17 protein-coding genes, 1 other RNA gene and 1 pseudogene are annotated in these 25,485 nt (G+C 72.1%); 9 read left to right on the top strand and 10 right to left on the bottom strand.

The window, feature by feature from the left end; translation table 11 throughout:
* Nucleotides 1–35: 35 nt before the first annotated feature.
* Both ACZ56V_RS05420 and ACZ56V_RS05415 read right to left on the bottom strand, forming a co-directional pair.
* The gene (locus ACZ56V_RS05420; RefSeq protein WP_468939510.1) at nucleotides 36–1,259 is read right to left on the bottom strand and encodes a sensor histidine kinase; all 1,224 of its coding nucleotides are present in this window, start codon (nucleotides 1,257–1,259) and stop codon (nucleotides 36–38) included.
* Complete coding sequence (locus ACZ56V_RS05415) at nucleotides 1,256–1,474, bottom strand: hypothetical protein (RefSeq protein ID WP_468939507.1); 219 nt, start codon at nucleotides 1,472–1,474, stop codon at nucleotides 1,256–1,258. The genes ACZ56V_RS05420 and ACZ56V_RS05415 overlap by 4 nt, the downstream gene beginning before the upstream one ends.
* Nucleotides 1,475–1,659: 185 nt before the next feature.
* Between ACZ56V_RS05415 and ACZ56V_RS05410 the strand changes: the two genes are divergently transcribed.
* A complete protein-coding gene (locus ACZ56V_RS05410; RefSeq protein WP_468939504.1) occupies nucleotides 1,660–2,541 on the top strand; it encodes a MaoC/PaaZ C-terminal domain-containing protein in 882 nt (293 codons plus the stop codon).
* Between the two features lie 108 nt (nucleotides 2,542–2,649).
* Here the strand turns inward: ACZ56V_RS05410 and ACZ56V_RS05405 are convergent, their stop codons facing one another.
* Nucleotides 2,650–2,817, bottom strand: coding sequence for a hypothetical protein (locus ACZ56V_RS05405; RefSeq protein ID WP_468939502.1), 168 nt, complete (start codon nucleotides 2,815–2,817; stop codon nucleotides 2,650–2,652).
* Between the two features lie 97 nt (nucleotides 2,818–2,914).
* Nucleotides 2,915–4,135, bottom strand: a complete 1,221-nt coding sequence (locus ACZ56V_RS05400; RefSeq protein ID WP_468939499.1) for a hypothetical protein — start codon at nucleotides 4,133–4,135, stop codon at nucleotides 2,915–2,917.
* Nucleotides 4,136–4,344: 209 nt separating this feature from the next.
* Here ACZ56V_RS05400 and ACZ56V_RS05395 point away from each other — a divergent pair, with 209 nt between their 5' ends.
* The 3 genes from ACZ56V_RS05395 to ACZ56V_RS05385 are packed head-to-tail and all read left to right on the top strand — an operon-like array spanning nucleotide 4,345 to nucleotide 7,185.
* Nucleotides 4,345–5,211, top strand: a complete 867-nt coding sequence (locus tag ACZ56V_RS05395; protein ID WP_467383155.1) for a Nif3-like dinuclear metal center hexameric protein — start codon at nucleotides 4,345–4,347, stop codon at nucleotides 5,209–5,211.
* The gene (locus tag ACZ56V_RS05390) at nucleotides 5,208–5,951 is read left to right on the top strand and encodes a zinc ribbon domain-containing protein (protein ID WP_398914290.1); all 744 of its coding nucleotides are present in this window, start codon (nucleotides 5,208–5,210) and stop codon (nucleotides 5,949–5,951) included. The genes ACZ56V_RS05395 and ACZ56V_RS05390 overlap by 4 nt, the downstream gene beginning before the upstream one ends.
* Before the next feature lie 34 nt (nucleotides 5,952–5,985).
* Entirely contained in the window at nucleotides 5,986–7,185 is a 1,200-nt protein-coding gene (locus ACZ56V_RS05385; protein WP_468939496.1) for a bifunctional RNase H/acid phosphatase, read from the top strand.
* On the opposite strand, the gene eda is transcribed toward ACZ56V_RS05385, so the two are convergent.
* From eda to ACZ56V_RS05365, 4 genes are all read right to left on the bottom strand, one after another.
* Nucleotides 7,160–7,834, bottom strand: coding sequence for a bifunctional 4-hydroxy-2-oxoglutarate aldolase/2-dehydro-3-deoxy-phosphogluconate aldolase (gene eda, locus ACZ56V_RS05380; protein WP_468939493.1), 675 nt, complete (start codon nucleotides 7,832–7,834; stop codon nucleotides 7,160–7,162). The two genes, ACZ56V_RS05385 and eda, sit on opposite strands and share 26 nt — an antisense overlap.
* A 97-nt stretch (nucleotides 7,835–7,931) precedes the next feature.
* A complete protein-coding gene (yaaA, locus tag ACZ56V_RS05375) occupies nucleotides 7,932–8,714 on the bottom strand; it encodes a peroxide stress protein YaaA (RefSeq protein ID WP_468939490.1) in 783 nt (260 codons plus the stop codon).
* A gap of 34 nt (nucleotides 8,715–8,748) precedes the next feature.
* Complete coding sequence (locus tag ACZ56V_RS05370; protein ID WP_468939488.1) at nucleotides 8,749–9,375, bottom strand: hypothetical protein; 627 nt, start codon at nucleotides 9,373–9,375, stop codon at nucleotides 8,749–8,751.
* The gene (locus ACZ56V_RS05365) at nucleotides 9,372–10,133 is read right to left on the bottom strand and encodes a MerR family transcriptional regulator (protein WP_468939485.1); all 762 of its coding nucleotides are present in this window, start codon (nucleotides 10,131–10,133) and stop codon (nucleotides 9,372–9,374) included. The genes ACZ56V_RS05370 and ACZ56V_RS05365 overlap by 4 nt, the downstream gene beginning before the upstream one ends.
* 175 nt (nucleotides 10,134–10,308) lie before the next feature.
* Between ACZ56V_RS05365 and ACZ56V_RS05360 the strand changes: the two genes are divergently transcribed.
* From ACZ56V_RS05360 to ACZ56V_RS05340, 5 genes and pseudogenes are all read left to right on the top strand, one after another.
* Nucleotides 10,309–10,890, top strand: a complete 582-nt coding sequence (locus tag ACZ56V_RS05360) for a Uma2 family endonuclease (RefSeq protein ID WP_468940431.1) — start codon at nucleotides 10,309–10,311, stop codon at nucleotides 10,888–10,890.
* A gap of 27 nt (nucleotides 10,891–10,917) precedes the next feature.
* Nucleotides 10,918–11,751, top strand: a complete 834-nt coding sequence (locus ACZ56V_RS05355; protein WP_467383168.1) for an AraC family ligand binding domain-containing protein — start codon at nucleotides 10,918–10,920, stop codon at nucleotides 11,749–11,751.
* Between the two features lie 19 nt (nucleotides 11,752–11,770).
* Nucleotides 11,771–12,598 (top strand): annotated as a pseudogene (locus tag ACZ56V_RS05350) (DMT family transporter); the annotation flags it as partial.
* Nucleotides 12,599–12,668: 70 nt separating this feature from the next.
* Nucleotides 12,669–13,070, top strand: an RNA gene (rnpB, locus tag ACZ56V_RS05345) — RNase P RNA component class A.
* A 573-nt stretch (nucleotides 13,071–13,643) separates the two neighbouring features.
* Nucleotides 13,644–15,875, top strand: a complete 2,232-nt coding sequence (locus ACZ56V_RS05340) for a GmrSD restriction endonuclease domain-containing protein (protein WP_468939481.1) — start codon at nucleotides 13,644–13,646, stop codon at nucleotides 15,873–15,875.
* A gap of 346 nt (nucleotides 15,876–16,221) precedes the next feature.
* Here ACZ56V_RS05340 and ACZ56V_RS05335 read toward each other — a convergent pair whose 3' ends face one another.
* Together ACZ56V_RS05335 and ACZ56V_RS05330 are read right to left on the bottom strand one after the other, a co-directional pair.
* Nucleotides 16,222–18,489, bottom strand: a complete 2,268-nt coding sequence (locus tag ACZ56V_RS05335) for a UvrD-helicase domain-containing protein (RefSeq protein ID WP_468939479.1) — start codon at nucleotides 18,487–18,489, stop codon at nucleotides 16,222–16,224.
* Complete coding sequence (locus ACZ56V_RS05330; protein ID WP_468939476.1) at nucleotides 18,486–25,439, bottom strand: DEAD/DEAH box helicase; 6,954 nt, start codon at nucleotides 25,437–25,439, stop codon at nucleotides 18,486–18,488. Before ACZ56V_RS05330 ends, ACZ56V_RS05335 begins: the two co-directional genes overlap by 4 nt.
* Nucleotides 25,440–25,485: the final 46 nt, after the last annotated feature.

Here is a 25,485-nt window from a genome sequence, read left to right as displayed (position 1 = left end):
TGCGTCGGGGGCCGGGGTGTCGCACGACGCGCGGGCTACACCGGTGCGCCCACCGGTTCCCCCTCCGTCCGTACCGGCAGCTCCGCCGTCACCGAGAAGCCGCCCCGCGGCTCCGCCCCCGCCGTCAGCGAACCGCCCGCCGTGGCGAGGCGTTCCCTGAGCCCGGTCAGACCGGTGCCCGGCCCCTGGGTCCCCTGGCTGGAGAGGGCGGTGCCCGCGCCGTTGTCCGTGACCGTCAGCCGCACCCGGTCTCCGCTGCCCGCGACCGCGATCTCGCACCGGCTCGCCCCGCTGTGCCGTACGACGTTGGTGACCGCCTCCCGCACCACCCACCCCAGCAGCGCCTCCGCCTGCGGCGGCAGCGGCGGCCCTGAGCGGCGCACCACCGGGTCGACGTCCGCCGCGCTCAGCGCGGAGCGCGCCCGGTCCAGCTCGGTGCCGAGGCTGCCCTCCCGGTAGCCGGTGACCGCCTCGCGGACCTCGGTCAGCGCCTGGCGGCCGACCGACTCGATGTCCGTGATCTGGGTCAGCGCCGCGTCCAGGTCGCGGGGCGCCAGCCGACGGGCCGCCTCCGACTTGACCACGATCACCGACAGCGTGTGCCCCAGCAGGTCGTGCAGATCGCGCGAGAACCGCAGCCGCTCCTCCGCCACCGCCCGGGTGGCCAGTTCCTCCCTGGCGGCGCGCAACTGCCGTACGGCGTCGGACAGGCTCAGGATCGCGGCCGTCACCATCGTCGACAGGAAGGTCCCGTAGGCGATGTTCAGACCGTTCCAGCCGTCCTTGACGCCCGCCACGACACCCGCCGCCACCGCCAGCGACCAGCCCCAGCGGCCCAGCCACCGGCCGCGCAGCGCCGCCCCCGCGGCCAGGCCGAGCAGCGGGAAGAACAGCAGCCAACTGCCCCCGTACGCCAGGGCCAGACCGCAGGTCACCAGCGCCATGGCGGCCAGCGCCAGCCGCGTGGACGGCGACCGGCGCAACTCCTTGTCGAAGGAGCGGAAGGCGACGTAGATGTAGAGCGAGTTGAAGACGAACAGGCCCAGGCCGCCGACCCAGGGGTTGGCGCTGTTCCCCTGGAAGATGTTCGCCAGGCTGCCCAGGCCCATCAGCAGCCACGGCAGCAGCGTGAACCCGGTGGGCGGCGGACCGATCCGCTCCGGGCGCTCGCCGGCCTCGGCCGGATCGGACTGCCGTGCCAGCTGCCACGCGTCCAGGCGGCACGACATCCCGCGCAGCCGCCCTCGGGTCCCGGTCATGGATGTCGGCTCCCTTCCCCTTGGGCGCACGGCACGCTCCGGAGGCCCGCCGAACAGCTCCACGTGCCCCCGTCGGGCGGGCACAGGCCGAGCAGCGCGACCGTCTCACCGCGCTCGATGTCCAGGTCCGCGCCGTCGACGGCGCGGACGTCGCCGTACGCCTTGGATGCCCCCGTGAAGGACACGGCGGGAGTGGCGCCCTGTGTCGGTCTCATACCGGTGACGCTACGGAGCGGGCGGGGACGGGCGGCAGATGCGGTTGTCCGGAGTTGACGATGACAAATGTCATGGGTGGCCGGTGTCCCGTACGGTCGGGGCTGTCCGTGATCGTCGTCGTGACCGGGTCGCCGTGACCGGGTTGTCGTGACCGGGTCGCCGTGACAGGGAGAGCAGGAGGGCCATGCCCATCGACGCGGCCGGGGCACTCGGCGCCGCACCCCGGGTCCGGGAGATCGCCTGGGACCACAAGGACGTCCAGCTCTACCACCTGGGCGTCGGCGCCGGCCGTCCCGCCACCGACCCGCGCGAGCTGCGCTACACCCTGGAGTCCCGGCTGCACGTCCTGCCGAGCTTCGCGACGGTGGCCGGCGGTGGCGCCCCCGGCGTGATCCGCGCGCTGTCCGTGCCCGGCGTCGACGTCGACCTCGCCCACGTCCTGCACGGCGGGCAGCGACTGCTCCTGCACCGGGCCCTTCCGGTGCGCGGCCGGGCCACCGCGGCCTCGCGCGTCGTCGCCGCGTACGACAAGGGCACGGCGGCCGTCCTCGTGCTGCGCACCGACGTCACCGACGCGGACGGACCGCTGTGGACCGACGAGGCCGAGGTCTACGTCCGCGGGGAAGGCGGCTGGGGCGGTGAGCGGGGCCCGTCCGGACGCCCCTCGCCGGCGCCCGCCGGGCCGCCGGACCACGTCGCCGAACGGGCCCTGAGGGAGGACCAGGCGCTGCTCTACCGGCTCTCCGGCGACGGGAACCCCCTGCACGCCGACCCGGAGTTCGCCGCGCGCGCCGGCTTCGAACGGCCCGTCCTGCACGGCCTGTGCACCTACGGCGCCACGCTCAAGGCGGTCGTGGACACGCTGCTGGACGGGGACGTGTCCCGGGTGCGCGCCTACCGCACGCGGTTCGCCGGGGTGGTGTACCCGGGGGAGACGCTGCGGGTGCGGATGTGGGGGCCCGCCGGGGCGGGTGGTGCCGGGGCGGGAGAGGTCCGGGTGGCCGTGAGCGCCGTCGAGCGCGACGACGCGCCCGTTCTCGCCGACACGGTCGTCCGGTACGGGTGAACGACAACGGCCCCGTCCGCCGGATGCGACGAACGGGGCCGGAGCCGCTTGCTTTCCGTGCCTGTACCTGTACCTGACCTGCACCTGTGCGGGTGCCGGTCCGTGCCGTCAGGCGGCCGTCTCGGACTCCGCGGCCGGCCTGCGGTGGCGGCCCCTGGGAGTCGCCACGCCCTCCTGGCTGGAGACCGGTCCGCGGTGCTTGCCGTGGCCGGTGTCGGACTCGGAAACGTCGGCACCGGCGGCCTGCATCGGCTGGGTCGTGCTGGTGTCGTTCATCGGAAGGAATTCACCCCGTCAACATGATCTTTCCTACAGCCGGGCGAGTCTAACCGGCACACCTCGGGCGGAATCCAGGCGGCCGCGCCAACCGGCACTACTTCGTTACAAGCCGTGCCAGCGGGGCCTGTTGCAGCGGTACGGGGCGGGGCTGAGCGGGGGCGGGAGCGGGCGCCGAGGTGTCCGTCGCGCCGGGTTCGCCGGGTTCGCGGGTTTCGCCTGGAGCCGTATCCTCCGGAGCCGGTTCTGCCGGGTCCCCGGGCCGCTCGCCGCCCGTGCCGGGAACGCCGGGTGCGGCCAGCCGGGCCACGCCGCACGGCGACTGCGGTGTGGAGCACGGCAGCCGCAGCTCGCCGTCCCGGGTCCACAGCCCGGCGCCCGTCAACCACCCCTCGGGCGCCGGAAGATGCCGTACGTGCCGTTCGGCGGGCCGCCACACTCCGACCCAGCTGCCGAACGCGCCGTCCACCCGCAGGGCCACCGCGCAGCGTTCCGGAGTCAGCACCTGCCCCGGCTGGACGGCGAACGGCGTCACGACGCAGTCCGGCAGCCGCAGGCACTCCGGGAAGCGCACCGGCAGCGTGCTGCCCAGCACGCCCCAGCCGAGCCGCTCCCGCCCCGGCGAGGGCGCGTCCGAGCCGATCAGCACCAGCCCGCTGTCGGGGTCGGCCAGCAGGAGCCGGTCGTCGCTGTCCGCCGCGATCTGCAGCAGCGGCGACACCTCGCCGCCCCGCTCCAGGTCCACCACGACCGCCTTGACCCGCCCGCCGGTCTCCCGGTCCACCGCCAGCATCCGGCCGGTGCGGTCCAGCCAGACCCCGCCCGAGCACCGGCCGGGGATCTCGGCCGCCCGCTCCGGCCCGAAGGCACCGCCCGCCACCTGCCACAGCACCGTCGACCGCGGACCGGCCGCGAGGGCGTACGCCCGGTCGCCGCCCGGGACCGGCGGCAGCAGCCGCAGCCCGTGGCCGTCCGCCGGGCACTCGACCGCGCCGAGCGGCAGCTCGCCGGTACCGGGCCCGGTCGGGTACAGCAGCGCGAAGACGTGCCGGCCGGCCGTGATCCGGTGGACCAGGACCCGCCCGTCGCCCATCGGCTGCACCTCGGTGCCGGGCTCCTCGGGCTGGTTGCCCGGCAGCGGCACCGCGTACGGCTCGGGGCCGTCCAGGGTCCAGCGCTCCGGGTACCACGAGTCGCCGCCCTCCCCGCTCCGGGCGAGACGCGCGGCGTAGGCACCCTCCGCGGTGATGCTGCAGTCCGCCTGCGGGCCCCCGCCGTTCCCGGGGTCCGCCGAAGGCTCGATCGCACAGGCCGTCATCGTTCGGTCACCTCCGGCGACGAAGCTAGTTTTCGTACGCGCGGGCGGGGGACCGGCAGCCGCCCCCATCACACATACGTGTGTCACAGGAACGATTCGCCTGAGGGAAGGGCACGGCGTGTGCTGCGCCGGAGCGGACGGCCGCGGCGGCGGGCGGGGTGCGCATCGGCGGGTACAACGGCCCAGAACCTCCAGGTAGCCTTGCACGCGTGCCCCGTCTGTCAGAAGTCATCGCCGCGCTGGACAACCTGTGGCCCGCCGAGCGGGCCGAGTCCTGGGACGCGGTCGGCACCGTCGTGGGCGAGCCCGGCCAGCAGGTCTCCCGCGTCCTGTTCGCCGTGGACCCCGTCCAGGAGATCGTCGACGAGGCCGTGAAGCTCGGCGCCGACCTGCTCGTCACCCACCACCCGCTGTATCTGCGCGGGACGACGACGGTCGCGGCGTCCACCTTCAAGGGCCGCGTGGTGCACACGCTCATCAAGAACGACATCGCCCTGCACGTCGCCCACACCAACGCCGACACCGCCGACCCGGGCGTCTCCGACGCGCTGGCCGGTGCCCTCGACCTGACCGTCCTACGGCCCCTGGTGCCGGACCCGGGCGACCCCGAGGGGCGCCGCGGCCTGGGCAGGGTGTGCGAGGTGCGGCACCCCCTGACGGTCCGCGAGTTCGCCGCCCGCGCCGCCGAGCGGCTGCCCGCCACGGCGCAGGGCATCCGCGTCGCCGGCGACCCGGAGGCGACCGTGCGCACCGTCGCCGTCAGCGGCGGCTCCGGCGACAGCCTCTTCGACCACGTACGGGCGGCCGGCGTCGACGCCTTCCTCACCGCGGACCTGCGGCATCACCCCGCGTCCGAGTTCTCCGCCGACCGCGCCCACAGTCCCCTCGCGCTGCTCGACGCGGCGCACTGGGCCACCGAGTGGCCCTGGTGCGAGCTGGGCGCGGCCCAGCTCGACGAGATCTCCGACCGCAACGGCTGGGACCTCAGGGTCCACGTCTCGAAGACGGTCACCGACCCCTGGACCGCCCACGTGGCGTCCGCCCCGACCTCTAGCGCAATGGGAGCCCCCAACTGAAAGCCGCGCCCGCCGACCAGATCCGACTCCTCGACGTCCAGGGCCTCGACACGCGTCTCCAGCAGCTCGCGCACAAGCGCCGGTCCCTGCCCGAGCACGCCGAGATCGAGTCGCTGACCAAGGACCACACCCAGCTGCGCGACCTGCTCGTGGCCGCGCAGACCGAGGAGAGCGACTGCGCCCGCGAGCAGACCAAGGCCGAGCAGGACGTGGACCAGGTGCGCCAGCGCGCCGTCCGCGACCAGCAGCGCCTGGACTCCGGCGCCGTCACCTCCCCGAAGGACCTGGAGAACCTCCAGCGCGAGATCGCCTCCCTCGCCAAGCGCCAGGGCGACCTCGAGGACGTCGTCCTCGAGGTGATGGAGCGCCGCGAGTCCGCGCAGGAGCGGGTCGCCGAGCTGACCGAGCGGGTCGGCGCGGTGCAGGGCAAGATCGACGACGCCACCGTGCGCCGTGACGCGGCCGTCGAGGAGCTGGACGGCGAGGTGGCCTCGGTGACCAAGGAGCGCGAGGTCATCGCGGGCTCCGTCCCCGACGACCTGCTGAAGCTCTACGACAAGCTGCGCGAGCAGCAGGGCGGCGTCGGCGCGGCCAAGCTGTACCAGCGCAGCTGCCAGGGCTGCCGCCAGGAGCTGGCCATCACCGAGCTGAGCGAGATCCGCTCCGCGGCACCCGACACGGTCGTACGCTGCGAGAACTGCCGCCGCATCCTGGTGCGCACGGCGGACTCCGGGCTGTAGGGGGCCGGTCGGTGGCTGATCGGCGGGAGACGCGGTGACCGGTTCCGCGCGGGAGTTCGTGGTCGAGGCCGACGGCGGGTCACGGGGCAACCCGGGGCCCGCCGGCTACGGCGCGGTGGTGCTGGACGCGGCGACGGGGGAGACCCTGGCGGAGGCCGCCGAGTACCTCGGGGTCGTCACCAACAACGTCGCCGAGTACCGGGGCCTGCTGGCCGGCCTGCGCGCGGCGAGGGAACTGGACCCGGACGCCGTCGTTCACGTCCGCATGGACTCCAAGCTCGTCGTCGAGCAGATGTCGGGCCGCTGGAAGATCAAGCACCCGGACATGAAGCCCCTGGCGGCCGAGGCGGCCCGCGTCTTCCCACCGGGGCGTGTGACGTACGAGTGGATCCCCCGCGCGGACAACAAGCACGCCGACCGCCTGGCCAACGAGGCGATGGACGCGGGCGCACGCGGCGAACGGTGGTCACCGTCCACGTCGACGGCGGACCTGGCCACGGGCGGCGTCGTCGGCGTTCCCGCCACCCGTTTCGCCGCCGAGACCTCGGGCGAGGCCGACGTGCGGGCCGCGAAGGCCGTGGCCTCGCCCGGCTGGGGGCCTCCCGACATGGGCGCCCCCGCCACCTTCGTCCTGCTGCGGCACGGGGAGACGCCCCTCACCCCGCAGAAGCGGTTCTCCGGGAGCGGCGGCAGCGATCCGTCCCTGTCGCCCGTAGGCCGCGAGCAGGCCGAGAGGGCCGCCGAGAGCCTTGCCCGGCGCGGCACGATCGAGGCGGTCGTCGCCTCGCCCCTGGCCCGCACCCGCGAGACCGCCGGCATCGTCGCCGCCCGCCTGGGGCTCGAGGTGACGGTCGAGGAGGGGCTGCGCGAGACCGACTTCGGCGCGTGGGAGGGGCTCACCTTCGGGGAGGTGCGCGACCGCTACCCCGCCGACCTGGACGCCTGGCTGGCCTCCCCGGACGCGGAACCGACCGGCGGCGGCGAGAGCTTCGCGGCCACCGGCGCCCGGATCGCCGTCACCCGCGACAAGCTCGTCACGGCGTACGCGGGACGCACGGTGCTGCTGGTCTCCCACGTCACGCCGATCAAGACGTTCCTGCGACTCGCCCTGGGCGCCCCGCCCGAGTCGCTGTTCCGGATGGAGCTGTCGGCGGCGTCGCTGTCGGCGGTGGCGTACTACGCGGACGGCGGCGCCAGCGTCCGCCTGTTCAACGAGACGTCCCACCTGCGCTGAGTCCACCCGCGCCGAGCGCCGCCGCCTCCCGGGCCAGCGCCTCGACACGCCCCCAGTCCCGGCCGGCCACCGCGTCCTTGGGCAGCATCCAACTGCCCCCGACGCAGCCGACATTGGGCAGCGCAAGATACTCCGGCGCGGAGGCCGGGGAGATGCCGCCGGTCGGGCAGAAGCGGGCCTGCGGCAGCGGCGCGGCGAGCGCCTTGAGATAGGCGGTGCCGCCCGCGGCCTCGGCCGGGAAGAACTTCATCTCCCGCACCCCGCGCTCCAGCAGCGCCACCACCTCCGACGTGGTCGACACCCCCGGCAGGAACGGCACCCCGGACGCCCGCATCGCCTCCAGCAGCGCGTCCGTCCACCCCGGGCTGACCAGGAACCGCGCCCCGGCCGCCACGACCTCCGCGACCTGCTCCGCCGTTATGACCGTGCCCGCGCCGACCACCGCGCCCGGCACCTCACCGGCGATGGCCCTGATCGCGTCGAGGGCGACCGGTGTCCGCAGCGTCACCTCGATCGCGGGCAGCCCACCGGCGACGAGCGCCCTGGCGAGCGGCACGGCGTCGGCGAGGTCGTCGACCACCACGACGGGTACGACGGGCGCGAGATCCAGCACCGAGGCGGCGGGGGAGGAGGGCAGCGGAGAACTCATGCCCTCATCGTGCCGCCCAAACGCACTCCCTGCAATCACCGTTGCAGTCAGCGCAACGGACGCGATCGGCGGATCGATCGGCGCATCGATCGACGGATCAGTGCACCTCGTCCACCAGCACGTCCAGCGACCACGGCCGCCCGGCCTTCGCGGGCGCCGCCGCCTCCACCTCGTACCCCAGGTCCCGCAGGGCCTCCACCAGCTCCACGGGTCCCGCGGGCGCGGTCCCGGACGCCAGCAGACTCCGTACGATCCGCCCCTTGGTCGCCTTGTTGAAGTGGCTGACCACCTTCCGGGTCGGCGCGTGCAGCACCCGCACGGTCGCCGTCCGCGAGGCGACCTCGCCCTTCGGCTTCCACGCCGCCGCGTACGCCGCCGAACGCAGGTCGAGCACCAGCCCGTTCCCGGCCGCCTCCGGCAGCACCTCGGCCATCGGCGCCCGCCAGTGCGCGCCCAGGGCCCCGAGCCCCGGCAGCTTCACGCCCATCGAGCACCGGTAGGAGGGGATCCGGTCGGTCACCCGCACGGCACCCCACAACCCCGAGAACACCAGCAGCGACCTGGCGGCCCGCCGCTTGGCGGCGGCGTCCAGCGAGGCCAGGTCCAGGGCGTCGTACAGCACACCGGTGTAGATCTCCCCGGCCGGACGCGCGCCCGCCGTCAGCAGCTCCACGTTCTTGGCGACCTCGCCGCGCAGCCCCTCGCTCAGCCCGAGCACCTCGCGGGCCTTCTCCTCGTCGGCGGCGCACAGCTCCACCAGCTCGCCGAGGACGGCCTCCCGGGCGGCGGTGAGCCCCGGCAGCGACAGCGACCCGGTCTTCAGCGGGGCGCCCCGGCCGGACGCGGCCTTCCCCTCGGACGGCGGCAGCAGGACAAGCACACGTACTCCTTCACAACAAGCTCCGGGCCCCCGGTCAGGGTACGGCGTACCCCTCCCGTGCCTGCTCGACGGCCCGTACGAGCGCCCCGGGGTCGTCGGCGTGACACCGCACCACGCGGACCTCGCGCCGCCGCCCGAAGAAGGAGACGTGGGCGACGGGCTCGGCCAGTTCGACGGTGACAGAGGTCTGGGACCCCACGGCGAGATCCAGCTCGCCGTCGGCCGGTGCGTGCGTCGTACGCAGCTCACGCCGGACGGAGGCGATCCGCTCCAGCGGTATCCGCACGTCGACGTGGACGGCCCGCCGGATCCGCAGCGTCCCGGCAGCCGGGTCCAGGACGTGCGGCCGGACCACGGACGCGGCATGCAGCCCGACCACGAACAAGACCGTGTACACGTCCAGCACCAGCACCACGTGGTGCACGGCGGGCCGGCCCCGCAGCAGCACGGACATCATCACGGACTCGACGACACACACGAACGCGAACCCGAACATCATCGCGCCCTGCCCCCGCGCGTACCCGAAGACCGACCCGCCGGCCACCGCCCCGTGGGTCCGCCGGACCGCCCACAGCCACAGACTGGCCAGCAGCCGCAGCTCGTGCCGGATCATGAGGCGCGGGAGGGCGACGAGGGACGGGCCCGGACCCGGGCGCGTCATGACCGCCGCTCCCGCGACACGAGGGCGAGCGCCTGCCGCACCGCCTCCGCCTGCCCCGGCGCGAAGTCGGCGTACATGGCGCGCAGGACGCCGTGGTCGGAATCGAGGTCGACGCCCTCCGCAGGCAGCAGCTCCGCCGGGATGCAGTCGGCGAGCGTCCGCGCGGCCCCGGCCACGCGGGGGTCGTCGGCATCGGCGTCCGCCAGCTCGTCCAGCAGGGCGTACGCCCGGTGGGCGCGCGCCACCGCCTCCGGCGACTCGAACGCGCCGCGCAGCGTGGCCAGCAGCCCCTCGCGCTCCTCCGGGCCCACCGCGCTCTCCATGAACGCCAGCATCTCCCGGTCCCGGACGGCCATCGGAGAACCGGACACGTCCCCCATCCCGGCGAACAACCCGGCCAGCTCCGGCGAGACCGGCCCCTCGGCCGGCAGCCCGCCCTCCGTCTCCAGCAGCGCCCGCAACCGCGCCCGGCGCTCCCGGACCGCCGCCTCCTGCCGCGCGAGATCCGCGTCCAGTTCCTCCAGCACCTCGGCGAGATCCTTCCCGGCCTCGTCCGCGAGCACGTCCCGCACCTCCGCGAGCCCGAGCCCCAGCTCGGTCAGCCGCCGGATCCGGGCCAGCACGACGACGTGCCGCAGGGTGTACGTCCGGTACCCGTTGGCCAGCCGCTCCGGCTCGGGCAGCAGGCCCTGGTGGTGGTAGTGCCGCACGGTCCGCGTGGTGACGCCGACGGCGCCGGCGAGTTCTCCGATCCGCATGGCCCCAGTAGAAACGTTGACGTTGCGACAGGGTCAAGCGCGGCGAGCTCGCCTTCCGGACAGGGACCTCGCTCCTGTGCCACGATCGAGGGAACGGTTCCCGATCTCTCGGACAGGTGATCAGCCGATGTCCCAGTCTGGCGAGCGACCGAAGGAGGGGCGTGACGTGACTGCCATGGCCCATGAGCCGCTGACACAGGCGGATGTCCTGCTGGAGGGGTTCCTCGCCCTGGAGACGCCGGAAGGCTTCCGGGCCGAGCTGATCGAGGGGGAAATCGTTGTGACACCTCCGCCGGACGGGGACCACGAGGACTACATCAACCTGATTGTGAAGCAGGTGATCAGGAGGGCCAGGACGGACATGGACGTCTCCGGGAACAAGGGGCTGAAGCTCAGGGGCGGACTTGACCTTCCCATGGATCACGTCATCCCGGACGCCACCTTCGCTCCCGCCGACCTGCGCCTGTTTCGCGGCGCCGACCCCTGGATGCCCTGTCAGGGAGTCGCCATGGTCCTGGAGGTGACGTCGAGCAAACCCCGGGTCGACCGCGAGGCCAAGCGCCGCTGCTACGCAGGTGGCGGTATTCCCCTCTACCTGCTGGTCGACCGGCAGGCGTCCTCGATCACGCTGTTCAGTACCCCGCAGAAGATCGACCATCGGGACGACTACCGAGAGCACTGCACCCGCCCCTTGGGCAAGTCACTCACTCTGCCCGCCCCCTTCTCCTTCGACCTGGACACCACCGACTTCCTCTGATCCCGTAGGGGCAGGGGGTGGGCGGCGGTGGACGCACGTGGCGAGCAGGCGCGCTGGACCAGGGCACGGCTGGGGACGGCCGGCCCGCCCCTCGACCTCCTCACCGCACGCTTCGACCGGCACGTCTACGCCCCGCACGCCCACGACGAGTACACGGTCGGCGTCACCGTCGGCGGCCTGGAGGTCATCGCCTACCGGGGCGGGCACATCCACTCCGGGCCGGGCTCCCTCGTCGTCCTGGAGCCGGGCGAGGTGCACACCGGCGGCCCCGCCGCGCCCGACGGCTACTCGTACCGCGCCCTGTACGCGACCCCGAGCCTGCTCACCGACGGCACCCGCGCCGCCGCCCTCCCGCACTTCCGCGAGCCCGTCCTCGACGATCCCGAACTCGCCGCCGCCCTGCGCGCCGCCCACACGGACCTGGCCCGCTGCCCCGACCCCCTGGAGGCGGAGTCCCGCCTGCCCTGGCTGCTCACGGCGCTCGCCCGCCGCCACTCCACGGCCCGCGCGGCCGACGACACGGTCCCCGGCGCCGACCGCGTCGCCCGCCTCGTACGCGACCGCCTCGCCGACGAACTCCTCGCCCCGCCCTCCCTCGCGGCCCTCGCCACCGACCTCGGCCTGTCCCGCTACCAACTCCTGCGGGCCTTCCGTACGGCGACGGGGATACCGCCGTACGCCTGGCTCGCCCAGCACCGGGTGGCCAGGGCGCGCGGACTCCTGGAGGCGGGCCTGCGCCCCGCCGAGGTGGCGGCGCTGGTGGGCTTCGCCGACCAGGCACACCTGACCCGCTGGTTCCGGCGGGTCCTCGGGGTGACCCCGGCGGCGTACCGCAACAGCGTTCAAGACCAGGTGGGGTGAGACGGCCGAGACTCGCCGCATGACTGCACGCGGCTGGTTCCTGTTCTCCCTGATGGGAGTGGTCTGGGGCGTTCCCTACCTGATGATCAAGGTGGCGGTGGACGAGGTGTCCCCGTCCGGAGTGGTGTTCGCACGCTGCGCCCTCGGCGCGGTCCTCCTGCTCCCCTTCGCCCTGTGCAAGGGAGACCTCCTCGGCACCGTGCGACGCCACTGGAAGCCGATGCTCGCCTTCGCGGTGATCGAGATCATCGGCCCCTGGTGGACCCTGACGGACGCCGAACGCCACCTGTCCAGCTCCACCGCCGGACTGCTGATCGCGGGCGTGCCGATCGTCGCCGTCCTCCTGGCCCGCTTCTTCGGCGCCGAGGAACGGGTCGGCGCCCGCCGTGTCACGGGCCTCGGCCTCGGCCTCGGGGGCGTCGCCGTCCTCACCGTGCCGCACCTCACCGGTGGCGACGCCCGTTCGCTGGCCGAGGTGCTGGTGACGGTCGTCGGTTACGCCACCGCTCCGCTGATAGCCGCCCGCCACCTCAAGGACGTCCCCACCCTCCAGCTCATCACCCCCTGCCTCACCCTGGCCGCCGTCGTCTACGCTCCCGCCGCCTTCCTGACCCGGCCCCCCGCCCTGCCCTCGGGCGAGGCCCTGGCAGCCCTGGCCGGCCTCGGCGTCGTCTGCACCGCGATCGCCTTCGTGGCCTTCCTGGAGCTGATCAAGGAGGTCGGCCCGACCCGGGCCGGCGTCATCACCTACGTCAACCCGGCGGTCGCCGTCGCCGCGGGCGCCCTCCTCCTGGACGAGGAGCTGACCCTCGGCATCGGCGTCGCCTTCACCCTGATCCTGGCCGGCTCGGTCCTCGCGACGGCCGCCGCCGGTCCGGGGCGGGAGGTCCGCCGGGTACCATGGTCGACACGGCAGACGAGCCGGGCGGGCGGCCGCGTGGAGTCCCTCACGGGACTTCCCGAGGAACGTCCGGGCTCCACAGGGCAGGGTGATGGCTAACGGCCACCCGGGGTGACCCGCGGGACAGTGCCACAGAAAGCAGACCGCCGGAGGCTTCGGCCCCCGGTAAGGGTGAAACGGTGGTGTAAGAGACCACCAGTGCCCAGGGCGACCTGGGCAGCTAGGTAAACCCCACCCGGAGCAAGGTCAAGAGGAAGCACCTCGGTGCTTCTGCGCGGACGATCGAGGGCTGCCCGCCCGAGTCCGCGGGTAGACCGCTGGAGGCCGGTGGCAACGCCGGCCCTAGATGGATGGCCGTCGCCGGAAGGCCCGCGAGGACCTTCCGGAACAGAACCCGGCGTACAGCCCGACTCGTCTGCCGCTTCGCGTTTCCGCAGGTCAGAGGCCATGTTTAGCACTTGAACAAACTCTTCGGGTCGAATCCGGGTCGAATTCGCCGTCGCGTATTGTCCGGCGCGTCCAACCCGCCGAGGGGCAGACGGGTCATTTCGAACATCTTGGGGGTGCAAGGGGGCTCAGAAGGCGGCGGACGGCGGGATGGGAAGCGTCGAGCGCACTCAGCAGTATTGTCCGGCGCGTCCCATGTGTAGAGGGCTGGTGTCATGGGGCAGGGGCGAGTCGGATCCGGTGCTGCTCAACGGACTTGTTTCCGATGACATCGCATGTTGAGTGTGTTTGCTGTTCTAGCCTCGGGCTTTCACCAGCCGGACAGCCCGCCTCGTGAAAGGGCGAGGCTAGTTGGGTGCCGCCGCTGTGCATTCCTCCTTGTGGCGAGTGCCATTGGCCCTACGCTGCAGCGTGTCCGCGTGGTAGAAACCTGATGCTGTTCCCACGCTCTGACCGCTTCCGCCGACCAGCTGCCCTCGAACGTCAGGAGCCCTCGGCTGTGCCACCTACTTTGTATCGAGACACTGGTTACACGCTCCGGCACTTGATCGATAACATCGAAGGCGGTCGCATCGGACTCCCCGACATTCAGCGCCCGTTCGTCTGGTCCGCGGCGAAGACCCGCGATCTCTTCGATTCGATGTATCGGGGTTACCCGATCGGCACCCTAATGTTCTGGGAGACCGGCGCTGAGGTGGGGACGCGGCAGATCGGAACGGAAGCCGGCGATCGAACACCCCAGCTGTTGGTCGTTGACGGGCAGCAGCGGCTCACTGCCCTGTTCGCCGTCCTCACCGGGCGCAAGATCGTCACCAAGTCCTTCGACGAGATCAACGTTCGCATCGCGTTCCACCCGGAGGACCAGACGTTCGAGGTCGCGGACGCGGCGATCGAGCGTGACGCTCACTTCATACCGGACATCACCGCGCTCTGGGCCCGAGGCGGTTACAAGCCCACCGTCCGGCAGTTCTTTCAACGGCTCGAACAGGCCAGCGGACAGCCTTTGTCGGATGCTGCCAAGGATGAGCTCGAAGAACGCATAGACAGGGTCCGGGACCTGCACGAGTTTCGCTTCCAGGTTGTGGAGCTGGGCGCTTCGGCCAACGAGGAGCAGGTCGCCGACATCTTCGTGCGCATCAACTCCGAAGGCGTGAAGCTCAACCAGTCCGACTTCATCCTCACCCTGATGTCAGTGCATTGGGAGAAGGGGCGCCGCCAGCTCGAAGACTTCAGCCGCAGCGCGGTGATCGTAGGACTTCCCGGTCCGAGTCCTCGGAACGCCTTTCTGGATCCCAGCCCGGACCAACTGCTGCGTGTAGCCGTCGCCGTCGCCTTCCGGCGCGCCCGGCTGCAGCACGTCTATAGCGTCCTACGAGGAAAGGACCTCGAAACCGGCAAGGTCACTGCCGTTCGACGGCAGGAGCAGTTCGACCGGCTCGCCCAAGCACACATGAAGGTCCTGGACCTGACCAGCTGGCACGAGTTCTTCCAGTGCGTCACGGCGGCTGGTTTCCGCAGCCGCAAGATGATCACCTCCGACAACACCCTGCTGTACAGCTACACGATCTGGCTGATCGGACGCCACGATTTCGGGCTGACGGCCGATGAACTCCGTCCCGTGATCGGCCGGTGGTTCTTCATGGCGCACACCACCGGCCGGTACTCCAACTCACCGGAGTCACAGATGGAGTTCGACCTGGGACGCATTGGCAGTCTGCCGTCAGGTGACGGCCGAGCCTTCACCGCGGAACTCGACCGGATCATCGCAGCGAACTTCACCGGCGACTATTGGGACATCTCCCTGCCGAACCGGTTGGACACATCCTCGTCGCGTTCACCGGTGCTGTTCGCCTACCAGGCGGCGCTCAACATCCTTGACGCCGAAATGCTCCTCGGCGACCAACGAATCCGTGATCTGCTGGACCCCTCAGTCAAACCAGCCAAGGCTGTCGACAGGGACAACCTGTTCCACCGCAAGACACTCGCCGGACTGGGTATCACCGACCGGCGCCAAGTCAATGCCATCGCCAACATGGCCTACGTGACGTGGCCAGCAGACGAGCAGTCCAACACCGACGCACCACATGACTACTGGCCGAGAATCACGGACGCGATGGACCCGGAGGCGCTCAAGCGGCAGGTACGGTGGCACGCGCTCCCGGTCGGCTGGGAGCAGCTCGACTATTTCACCTTCCTGGAACGGCGGCGCCAGCTAATCGCCAAGGTCGTGCGGGAAGCGTTCGAAACCCTCACGGGAGAACGCCCTACGTACGTCCCAACCACCCCGGCCGACATGATCGCCGCCGGCGAGTCCCAGGGCACCGAGTTCAAGGCAAGCGCCCGCTGGAACGTGCACACCCGGCAGGCCGACAAGTCCCTCCGGCACAACATCGTCAAGGCCGTCTGCGGCTTCCTGAACGGCGAGGGCGGAAACCTGTATATCGGCGTCGCTGACGACGGGACTGTCCTCGGTATCGAGAACGACCTCGCCACTCTGGAGTCGCAGGCCAGCGTCGACGGGTACGAGCTCTTCGTACGCCAACTCCTCGACAGCAGCCTGTCGACCCCGACAGCGACCACCGTCCGCGTACACTTCCCCGAAATTTCTGGCAACGTCGTCTGTCAGATCAGCGTTGCCGCAGCAGGTAGGCCGGTGTTCGCCAAGCCCGCCAAGGGCGGCAACGGCGCCACCGACTTCTGGGTCCGGGTCGGCAACGCCACCAGGCAACTCCATGGCGATGACCTCCTGCGCTATCAGGAGGAACACTGGGGATGAGCGTCCTTAGGGCCAGTCCGGTCCGCCTTCCCGGCCTCCTCGTTGATCAGCTTGAACCCACAATGGCCCGCGCGCTGTGGGTGATGGGCGAGGAGTTAGGCGAGGGCGACCTACCCGGGCGTGCCGCCCGTGCTCTGGGTGGGTGCGGCGACGTGTTCCACGAGAACCTGGTTTGCTGCGTGATACTCCGCAGTGAAGTGAGGGATGGTCGTGTAGGTGCCACCGTCCGTGAACGGCACGTCGACGGTGCTGCGAAGTACGCCCTCTCAACAGCGACGCAACCGCGCCAGCGTCGCGCTAGTCGGAGCGCAGGTGGCACAAGGCGGGACTCGCCCTGAGCCGGGTGTCACCTGCCCCCGTGCTCCGTCTCCACCCACGAGCTGTCCAGGAATGGGCTGGGCCTGCCGTGCCAGAAGACGTCCACGCTGTCGCGGGCCCGGGTCGCGGCCACGAAGAGCAGAGACCTGGCCCGCTGGATCTCGTGCCGGTAGCGCGTGGGTTCGACGTCACGCAGTCGGCTCACGTCCGCACGCGGGACGAGCCCGTCGGTCACGCCCGCGATGATCATCCGCTGGTACTCCAGCCCCTTGAACCGGAACATCGTGCCGATGTGCACGCCGGTGGAGCCGTTGGGTCCGTCGGAGCGGATCTCCACCGCGTCGATGCCGTGCAGCTTCAGCGTGTACCCCATCTCGGTCGCCATCTGGTTGGTCGGGACGCACACCGCGATCTGCTCGTGCGGGACAGCCGTGTCCGTGTCCGCGTCCCACCCTGTGATCAGAGCGGCCACGCCCTCCCGCTCCGCGTCCCAGTCAGGGAAGGCGTGCCCGGCGGGGAGCCCGCCGTTGAGCACGGACCGGTAACCGGCGAGGGTCTCCGTGCCGCCGTCGAGATCGTCGTAGGTCGTCTCGCCCAGGACTCCGAGGGCCGAGCGCAGGATCTGCCGTGTGGTGCGGTAGCTGAGGGTCAGCTTCGCTGATCGGCCGCGGATGTTGACGCCCAGACTGCCGAGCGTCACCTGGTTCTTGTAGATGCGCTGGTGGGTGTCGCCCACCAGGAACAGGTCGTCCGACGTACGGGGGGCCATGGCGCGCAGCATCTTCCAGTGGGCGGGGCGCAGGTCCTGGGCCTCGTCCACCACGATGTGGCGGTAGCGGTGGCGCAGCCAGCCCCCGGAGCCGTCCTGGAGGTGGATGTTGTCGAGGCCACCCGCTTCCTCCCGCTGCCGCGCGATGTTCTCGATGCGTTGCTCGCGGCCCATCTCCAGGCGTGCCGCGCGCTCCGCGATCTGGTCCCAGGTCTGCCGTCCGAGCCGGTCGAGCCGCTGGGTGAAGCGTTCGGCGAGCTGCCAGATCTCGGCCCGTTCGGCGCGGCCGATGCTCTTGCCCCGCCCGGCCCGCCGGGCCCGGAAGTAATCGGTGCGGCTGCCGACGGCCTGACCGAGGATGACCTGGGTCCACTCCTCGTGCAGGAACTCCGGGTCCCAGGTGTCCTCGCCCAGTTCGTCGAGCAGCGCGCGCCACTCGCGTACGGCCTGTCCGTCGTCGATGGCCTGCTTGCCGTTGCCGGGTTCGGCCTCGCGGACGACGCGCAGCGCCAGCTGGTCGACGTGGCTGACCTCGACCCGGCTGAGCAGTTCGTTGCCGCCCAGCTCCAGCAGCCGGGAGCGCAGGTCCGCGGCGAGGTTCTTGTTGAAGGTGGTGAGGAGGACGGGCTTGTCGTGCCCGGGGGAGAGCTGCCGGACGAGGTGGCGCACCCGGTGCAGCGCGACGACCGTCTTGCCCGTCCCGGGCCCGCCTCCGACTCGGGCAGGACCGCTGTAGCGGCGCTCGACGAGCTTGGCCTGTGTGGGGTGCAGGAAGCTCTTCCACCGGCCGAAGTCACCGCTCTCCAGCGCTCCCCGGAGGTCCTCGTCCGTGGTGGTGACGACCGTCGCCGGCCGCTCGGCGGCTGCCGCGAGGTCGTCCGGGTCGACCGGCTCGGTGGCGGCCACCGGCCTGGTCACCTGGTCGAGTACGTCCTCGTAGGACGCGCCGTCGAACAGCGCGATCAGCACCTCGCCGGTCAGCTGCGGCGCGTACTCGACGAGCCCGAGCAGTTGGTCCTCCGTCGTGAGCGTACGGATGACGGGCAACAGGGGTTCCGCGACACCGAGTTCGGTCAGCTGACGGTCGGACCAGGCGGTGAACAGCAGTTCCGGGAGGGGCGCCGACGGCCGCGGTTCGGGAGTGGGCTGCGGCTGAGCGGTCGCGCCAGGCAGCCTGCCCAGGACGCTGTCCTCCACGACCTCCAGATCGACGTACTCGATGCCGCCGGTGACCTGGTTGACGCCGTACGAGAGCCGGTTGTAGACGTCCTTGCGGTGCTTGACGGAGACGATCAGCCAGTCGTCGTCGGCGAGCCGCAGCAGCAGGGCACGGTACTCGTCGTTGACGCGTGCCGACCAGAGCCGGTGGTCGCCCTTGAGCTGCTGGAGCTTGAGACCGGTGGTGTGCGGGTTGGTCCTGAACTTGTGCTGGAAGTCGAAGAAGGCGCCCTTGACCGTGCGCGGCAGCTTCAGGATCTCCTTGTCGGCCCTGTCGAGCAGGCGCAGTGTGACGCCGGTGGTGGTCATCGCTTCGGCTCCCCGTCGCTGGTGCTGTTCTCGTTCCGGCCCCGGCCGCCGAGCCGGGCGATCAGTTCCGTGCCGTCCCACTCGTCCGCCGTACGGACCGTCCAGCCGGCCGCCGCGAAGGCGTGCTTCTGGTCCTCGGCCTCGTAGTCCGGCTCGTCGCCGGTCGGGCGGGGGGCCCTGACCACGCCGATCCTGACGTCCGGCCAGGCGAGTTCAGCCTGCCAGCCCTGACCGTCCAGTTCGTAGCCGTCTCGGGGGACCGGCGCCGCCGCCGACGCCAGCGTGTGCGCGAGGGCGGTGAGTTCCGGCTCCTCCGGGTCCAGCAACTCGATGACCCGGTCCCAGCGGGGATCCAATGCGGGCCCGGTGCCGCCGGGCTGCTCGGCCACCTCCAGCTCGCGTGCGGACGTCTTCTCGTCCCCGATGACGGCGGGGACGGCCGGTACGGCGGGGACGGCCGACACGGCGGCCACTTCCACGACGGAGGGCTCCTGCTCGGCCCGGTCGACCGGGACACGCATGGACGTCAGCCAGCCCTCTCCGCCGGTCACGGTGAGGACCTCGGGACGGAAGCCGTCGACCATGCCCGACGTCAGCTGCGCGCTGTCACCGCCGCCGTGTTCCAGGAACTGCAGCACATTGCTCCACCAGAGCCAGGCGCGCCAGCGCCGCTTGTGCGCCGGCCCCTCCTCCATGGCCGCGACCCCGTCGTCGAGGACGGCCAGACCAGTCCACACGGGTGGTGTCCGCCTGCCGTCGGCGGCCAGCACCAGACGGCAGCCCGACGCATCGGAGCCGTACAGCATCCGCACCGGCCCCGTGGTCCCGGCGGGCGGGCCCCCGCGCAGCGCCTCCCTGATGCCGGTCGCGGCCTCGGCACCGCTGAGGGCGGCACCGCGGGTCCCGTCCGCCCCGCTCATGCCTGCTGCCACCGCCTCGGCCCGCCGCCGCCAGCGTTCGGGATCGGGCGATCGCAGGTAGGCCAGGAGTGTCCGCGCCGGGTTGACCCACATCGCCTCGGCCAGCTCGCCGGGCAGCCCGCGGCCCACCCGGTCGTAGTAGTCGCGGGCGCGTTGCTGTCCGGCGTTGCCGTAGGGCGTCCAGACGGCGGTGTCCGTGTCGGTTCCGGTGTATCCGGGGTCGTTGATCCGGCGCCGCCATGCGATCACGTCGTGGTAGGTGAGTTGGAACACCCGCAGCCCCTCGGCGCGGAGCCTGGTGCGCTTCCTGGCGTCGTCCGCGAGCCGGTCGTGTTCACGGGTGGCGTGGTACGCGTAGCCGTCGAGGTACAGGGCGACGCGGGGACCGGGGGAGTCCAGCCGCTCCAGGAGTATGTCGGGCCGGGTGTCCTCCAGCGCACGCTGCTGGGAGACACGCCAGCTCACGGTGGACCCATCCGGTGCCGTGAGCCTGAGGTCCAGGGCGTAGGTGCCGGCCGAGGTGGTGTAGGCGTCCGCCGTGGCCTTCGACTCCGGCAGCTTCGCCCAGTCCCGCAGCGTCTCCACGAACAGGATCTCAAGGTCGCTCTCTGCCTGCCGCTGGAGCGGGATGTCCTGGGTGGTCGTCACCCGTGAGGTGCGCCAGCGTTCTCCGTCGGCACCGAGCAGCTCGTCCAGCATCTGCCGGACCTCGTTGCGGCTGACCTTGTCGTAGTCGGAGGCCGGCACCCGGCGCAGCAGGCACTGGTGACAGCCGTCCAGGCCCTTCTCCCGGCACGCGCAGTGCTCGATGACGTCGCGAGCCCTGAGCAGCACCTCCCGGAAGCCGTCCGAGGAGGCCAGCCGGTGCAGGTACCCCGTGCCGCCGGGCAGCCGGTCGTACACGACCAGGAACCGCCGGGGCCAGTCGGCATCCGGGTCGCCCGCGTCGTCCGGCATGGTGGCCTCGGCGATGTCGATGTGGTCGGGATCGCCGCCGTAGCGGGCCGCGATCCCCGCGAACAGAGCGGCGGTGAACGACGCGAGGCGCTCCTTGACGCGGGCCACCGAGGCGGGCAGCAGGATGCGGACGGCCTCGGTGGTCAGTTCGTGGGCCAGCAGCAGGGGCACGTCCTGGCCAGCGCCCTGCACTCCGGCCGTGCCCGCCGCGGCGCCGCGGACCCGACGGCGCGGACACCACAGCAGATGGTGCGCGGAAGCCGGGACACTCGTCGCCCCCGACTCGGTCAGCGCATGCTGGGACACATCCACCACGGGCCTGCCGTCCGCGGTCGCACCGCCGCACGAGGTGCAGACGTAGAACGGGTTGAGGCGGACGTCCTCCCCGGCGAGGGGTACCGTGCTGCTGCCGTCCTCGCGGTCGAGACCGAGGTTCAGGGTCCGGATCACGGCGTGGCGGGTGAAGTCCACGCCGAACACGGCCTCGTCGTGCCGCCAGGATCCGGGAACGAGGCGGCCGGGGTCGATGTCGACGGTGGTGAGGGTCGCGTAGTGCCTGCGGTCGCGCTCGTCCCGGTCGTCGCGCACCCTGGCGTCCTCGCGCTTGTCGCGGGACAGCACGCGCCGGGGGCGCAGGACGTACTGGACGCAACCCGCGTCGGCGATCTCCCGGCCACGGCAGCGCGGGCACGGCGTCGTGTCACGCTCGGCGTTCTCGGTCCGCACGTAACCGCAGGCGGGACAGAGCCGCCACACCGACCAGGCACGCCGGTCGGGACCGCCGATGTCGAGGGCGCGCACCACGTGCCGGTAGCCGTTGACGTAGAAGCTGTTGCCGGGGGCGAGTTCGGTCAGGGCGAGCGCGCTGGACCGTTCGTAGTCCCGGGTCTCACTGCGGTACACCTTGGCACCGGGCGGCCGGGCTCCCTCCTCCTGCGGCGCGTCCTCCTCGTCGGGGGTCTCCGACCAGTACAGCGTCGCTTCCAGCATGGTGGTGGTGTCCGTCAGGCTGTAGTTCGGCAGCAGCCCGAGGTCAACCAGCGTGGCGTGCGCGGCGGACTGACTCAGCTCCCGCAGCAGGTCCCCGGCGGCACGACGCTCGGCCAGCAGCTCGCGCCGCTCCCGGTCCTGTGAGTCGTCGGAGCGGGCCAGCTGCCCGGCCGCCTCGTCGATCGCCGCGATTCTGCGGCGCACCTCCTCGCGCCGGCCGGTCCAGTCCTCCTCGGCCTCCTGGAGCACCCGGACGATTCCACCCGCCGCGTACGCGCGCAGTTCGTCCGCCGCGTGCTCGGAGACGCCCTCCGTGTCGGTGTCCTGGCCGCCGTCGGCGGGGAACAACGCGAGGAACTCCTCCACAAGGCGCGCCCCGTGTGTCTGGGCGGCGTCCGCGAGATCCTGGCACCATCCGCTGGCGCCGAACAGGGCGGACGACAGCCGGGGCACGGGCGCGAGGGTCTCGCCGTCCGAGGTCCGCAGTTCCCCGCGAGCCGCCAGGTCCAGCAGCCGGGCTGTGTACTGGCGGCGCAGGATCTCCACGGCCGACAGATAGCAGCCCGGCGGCAGGATGGTCCCGGCGATCATCTCCCGCGGCTCGTCCAGGTAGTACAGGTCGCGCGCCCTGCGTCCGCCGAACGCGACCACCAGCGCGTTGCCCGTGCGTCGTCCGGCGCGCCCGGCCCGCTGCACGTAGTTGGCCGGTCCGGCGGGCAGCGAGCCGAGCAGGACGGCCGACAGGTCGCCGATGTCGATGCCGAGTTCCAGGGTCGGGGTGCACGACAGGACGTTGGGGTCGGTGTAGTGCGTGCCCGCCTTGAAGGCGCGCTCCACGCGCTCGCGTTCGGGGCGGGTGAGCATGCCGGTGTGCTCGGCCGTCACCACGCGGAACGTGCCGCCCGTCAGGTAGAGGCGACGGTAGTAGTCCCGCCGGTAGTCCCGCTCCCGCACGGGCCTGTCGGGGCGGATGCCTTCTGCTCCGGCGTAGGACATGTCGCCTTGGGGCGCGGTGAGCCGTCCCTTGCACCGGTAGCGGGGGCAGGGATGGCCGTACCAGCGGGTGCGCCGCTCGGGGACGACGACCTGCTGCCAGCCGCAGTCCTCGCAGGCAACGAAGGCCTTGTTGACGACGGCGTCGTCGAGCAGACGGACCTGGATGTGACCTGGCTGGATCCCGTACACCCGGGTCTGCCGGTCGCGGGTGGTCCGCGCCGACAGGACGCCCGCGTCCGCGAGGTGGGGCAGCAGTCTGCGCAGGTACTCGGTCGCCCCGGCGGCGTCCAGGTCCAGGCATCTGCGGGTCCAGTCCTGGTACCAGCCCAGCCTTCCGGTGACCGCGTCGAACTCGGATCCGTCCTTCTGCCCGTCGAGCAGGAACCGTGGCGGAGCGACGCCCTCAGGGAAGGCGGGCATACCGTCGGGCCTGCGACCGGAGATGAGATAGCGGTTGGTGCCGGCTTCCCTGATCCAGGTGTCGAGCCAGTGGTGCCGCACCGCGCCGCGCAGCCGCAGCCGTTCCAGCAGGCCCCGGACATAGGCGAGGTAGCGTTCGGGGGTGGGCAGCCCGCCCACGGCCAGCAGCTGGCCGGGCAGCGCCAGGTGCACGTCCCGGGCCAGGTCGGTGACGCCGTCGGGGTCGGCCAGCATCACCTCGGCCGCCGCGGTCCGGGTCAGTTCCAGGGTGCGGCCCATGCGGCTGCGCAGCCCGAACTCCATGACCGTCGCGAAGGCCAGACGCTCGCCGATCAGCCGCCAGGTCCGCGCGTCGCCCGTGCCCCGGCCGGACAGCAGCCGGTCGACCCCCGGCTCGTCGTGGAGGTCGGGAGGCACCACGGCGGCCAGCGCCTCGGGGTCGTCCACCGACTCCAGGACGAAGCCGATCAGGTCGTTGAGCGCGGTCGGTGCCTCTGATTCGTCCAGGTTGTGCGCGAGCAGCGAGCGCAGTGAGAACTTGTACGAGGCGTTCGCGACGTATCCCGCCCGGTGCGCGGCGTCCTGGGTGGAGTCGTTGAACAGCAGCGTCTTGCGTTCCTCCGGGACGAGCGCGATGTCGCCGCCGGTGAACAGCTGGGTGACCGTGGCCGAGGCGAGGGCCGCCTGGGCGGTACCGAGGAAGCGGATGCTGTTGTCGGTCTGGCAGGCCGGGCATCGGTCGTCCTTCGCGGCCTTGTCGGCGCTCTTCCGGTCGAGCAGGGCCAGCGCGAACCAGGCGTCGACCAACTCCCCGTCGTCCGCGGTGGTGGGCAGCCGGTAGGTGCCCCGTCCGCCGTCCAGGACGACGACGGACAGCGGGTCCACGCCGCCGTCCGAGGGCCGGGCGCCGGTCAGCGCGTCGAGTGTCCGCCGTCGCTCGCCGGGGGTGGCGGCGATGAAGTAGCGCAGCCGCCGCTTGTCCCGGCCGACGCCGGCCCGCCAGATGCGGTCCTGCGCGGTCACGAGCTGCTGCGGGTCGGCCTCGGGGGACAGGGCCGCCCATCCGGAGCGCCCGCAGTTGCGGCAGTACACGGCCGGAAGGTGCACTTGCGCGGGGCGCGGCGCTGTGTCGGAGCCCGGGAGGGGCTCCGGGCGGCGGCTGGACGAGTACGACGGCATGCTCCCCGAGGAGGCCTCGGAGTCGTCCTCGCCGGGCGGCGCGGCGTTGAGCGCGGCCCGGCGCGCCGCGGTCCGGTCGTCCTCGTACCAGCGGAACTCGGGGGTCGGTCCCACGCCGCGCAGCACGCGTGTCACGGGCCGCACCCACAAGTGCGCCTCGATGTGCAGCAGCGGCCGGGGCCTGCGCTCGTCGGAGTCCGGGTCGCGGGCGGCGGACAGCAGCGCCACGAACCGGGACAGCGCCTGGAGCGCCAGCCGGGGGTTCTCGCGCGCGGTGCGGCCCCAGGAGTAGCCGAACCGGCCCAGCCGGTCCCGCAGCGTCCACTCGTCCAGCGGTTCGCCGTCGAGCAGCGACAGGACGCCGAGGGTGAAGTCGTGCCGCTTCAGCAGCCTTCCGACGCGGAAGGCGTCCAGGCCGGACCGGCCCAGCAGCAGGGTGGCGAGCGCGTTCAGGTCCAGCAGGTCGGGCCGGGCCTCGACGTCCGGTCCGCCGGACACCGCGACGACCTCCTGCGGGGTCGGCGGCTCCGGTAGCTCGTAGTCGACGGCGCCGGTGAACTCCTCGGCGGTCATCCGCTCCTCGCCGATGACCGCGTCCGCCGCGAACGGCATGCCGAACACCCTGGCCGCCACGTCGAGGATGCCCCCGGCCTCCTTCCCGGGCGCTCCCTCGCCGAGGGTCGCCGAGGTCGCCACCGGGCAGATCGACCCCAGGGGCCGGCCCGGCCGGGCCGCGCCGGTGGCGGCGGCGAGCCTGCGCAGCAGCATCGCCACGTCGGTGCCCTGTGCGCCGTCGTACGTGTGGAACTCGTCCAGTACGACGTACGCGGGCTCGGCGCCCTCCCACAGAGCCCGGTCCTCGCCGCGCTGGAGCAGCAGGTCGAGCATCTTGTAGTTGGTGATCAGCACATCGGGGGGCGTCAGCCGCATCTCCTCGCGCCGTGTCATCACCCGGCGGAAGTCGGTGTCGGGCCGGTCGCCGATGTACAGACCCGCCGTGACCTGCGCCAGCTCCGGACGCGCCAGGTAATCGGCGATACGTCCCGCCTGGTCGGTGGCGAGCGCGTTCATGGGGTAGAGCAGTACTGCCTTGATCCCGCGCACGCCCTCGGCCTTCTGGCGCCGGCAGTGGTCCAGTACGGGGATCAGGAAGGACTCGGTCTTGCCGGAGCCGGTGCCGGTGGTCACCAGGGTCGGCCGGGCGGGTCCATGCAGCGTGGACAGCCGGGCCCACGCCTTCGCCTGGTGCCGCCACGGAGCGAACTCGGGGAATCCCGCCGACCACTCCAGGTCGCGCCGCCAGCCGTCGTCGGCGACATGGAACGGTGTCCGGATTCGCAGGTAGGGCCCGCGGAAGATGCCGGTCTCCGGGTGCCCGAGGAAGCGTTCGAGGGCACCTCGGGTGGTCTCGTCGGCGAGGGCGTACGTCGTCGTGAGGTACTGCGTCAGACTGCCGCGGAGCTGCGCGGCGGCCATGGTGGGCTTCACGACGGTCCCCCTTGCGTTGCCGGTGCCCTGGTGATCGGTACCACCG

This window comes from Streptomyces sp. NPDC034099 (genome assembly GCF_055575415.1).
The sequence above is the reverse complement of the archived record's forward strand: the minus strand, read 5'-3'. Positions and strand labels throughout refer to the sequence as shown.

Bases quoted from the DNA above. Each gene is read 5' to 3' on its own strand.
- ACZ56V_RS05415 (WP_468939507.1), bottom strand. From the start codon at position 1,474: ATGAGACCGACACAGGGCGCCACTCCCGCCGTGTCCTTCACGGGGGCA.
- ACZ56V_RS05405 (WP_468939502.1), bottom strand. From the start codon at position 2,817: ATGAACGACACCAGCACGACCCAGCCGATGCAGGCCGCCGGTGCCGAC.
- ACZ56V_RS05360 (WP_468940431.1), top strand. From the start codon at position 10,309: ATGGCCCATGAGCCGCTGACACAGGCGGATGTCCTGCTGGAGGGGTTC.
- ACZ56V_RS05335 (WP_468939479.1), bottom strand. From the start codon at position 18,489: ATGACCACCACCGGCGTCACACTGCGCCTGCTCGACAGGGCCGACAAG.
- ACZ56V_RS05410 (WP_468939504.1), top strand. From the start codon at position 1,660: ATGCCCATCGACGCGGCCGGGGCACTCGGCGCCGCACCCCGGGTCCGG.
- ACZ56V_RS05365 (WP_468939485.1), bottom strand. From the start codon at position 10,133: ATGCGGATCGGAGAACTCGCCGGCGCCGTCGGCGTCACCACGCGGACC.
- ACZ56V_RS05370 (WP_468939488.1), bottom strand. From the start codon at position 9,375: ATGACGCGCCCGGGTCCGGGCCCGTCCCTCGTCGCCCTCCCGCGCCTC.
- ACZ56V_RS05400 (WP_468939499.1), bottom strand. From the start codon at position 4,135: ATGACGGCCTGTGCGATCGAGCCTTCGGCGGACCCCGGGAACGGCGGG.
- ACZ56V_RS05420 (WP_468939510.1), bottom strand. From the start codon at position 1,259: ATGACCGGGACCCGAGGGCGGCTGCGCGGGATGTCGTGCCGCCTGGAC.
- eda (WP_468939493.1), bottom strand. From the start codon at position 7,834: ATGAGTTCTCCGCTGCCCTCCTCCCCCGCCGCCTCGGTGCTGGATCTC.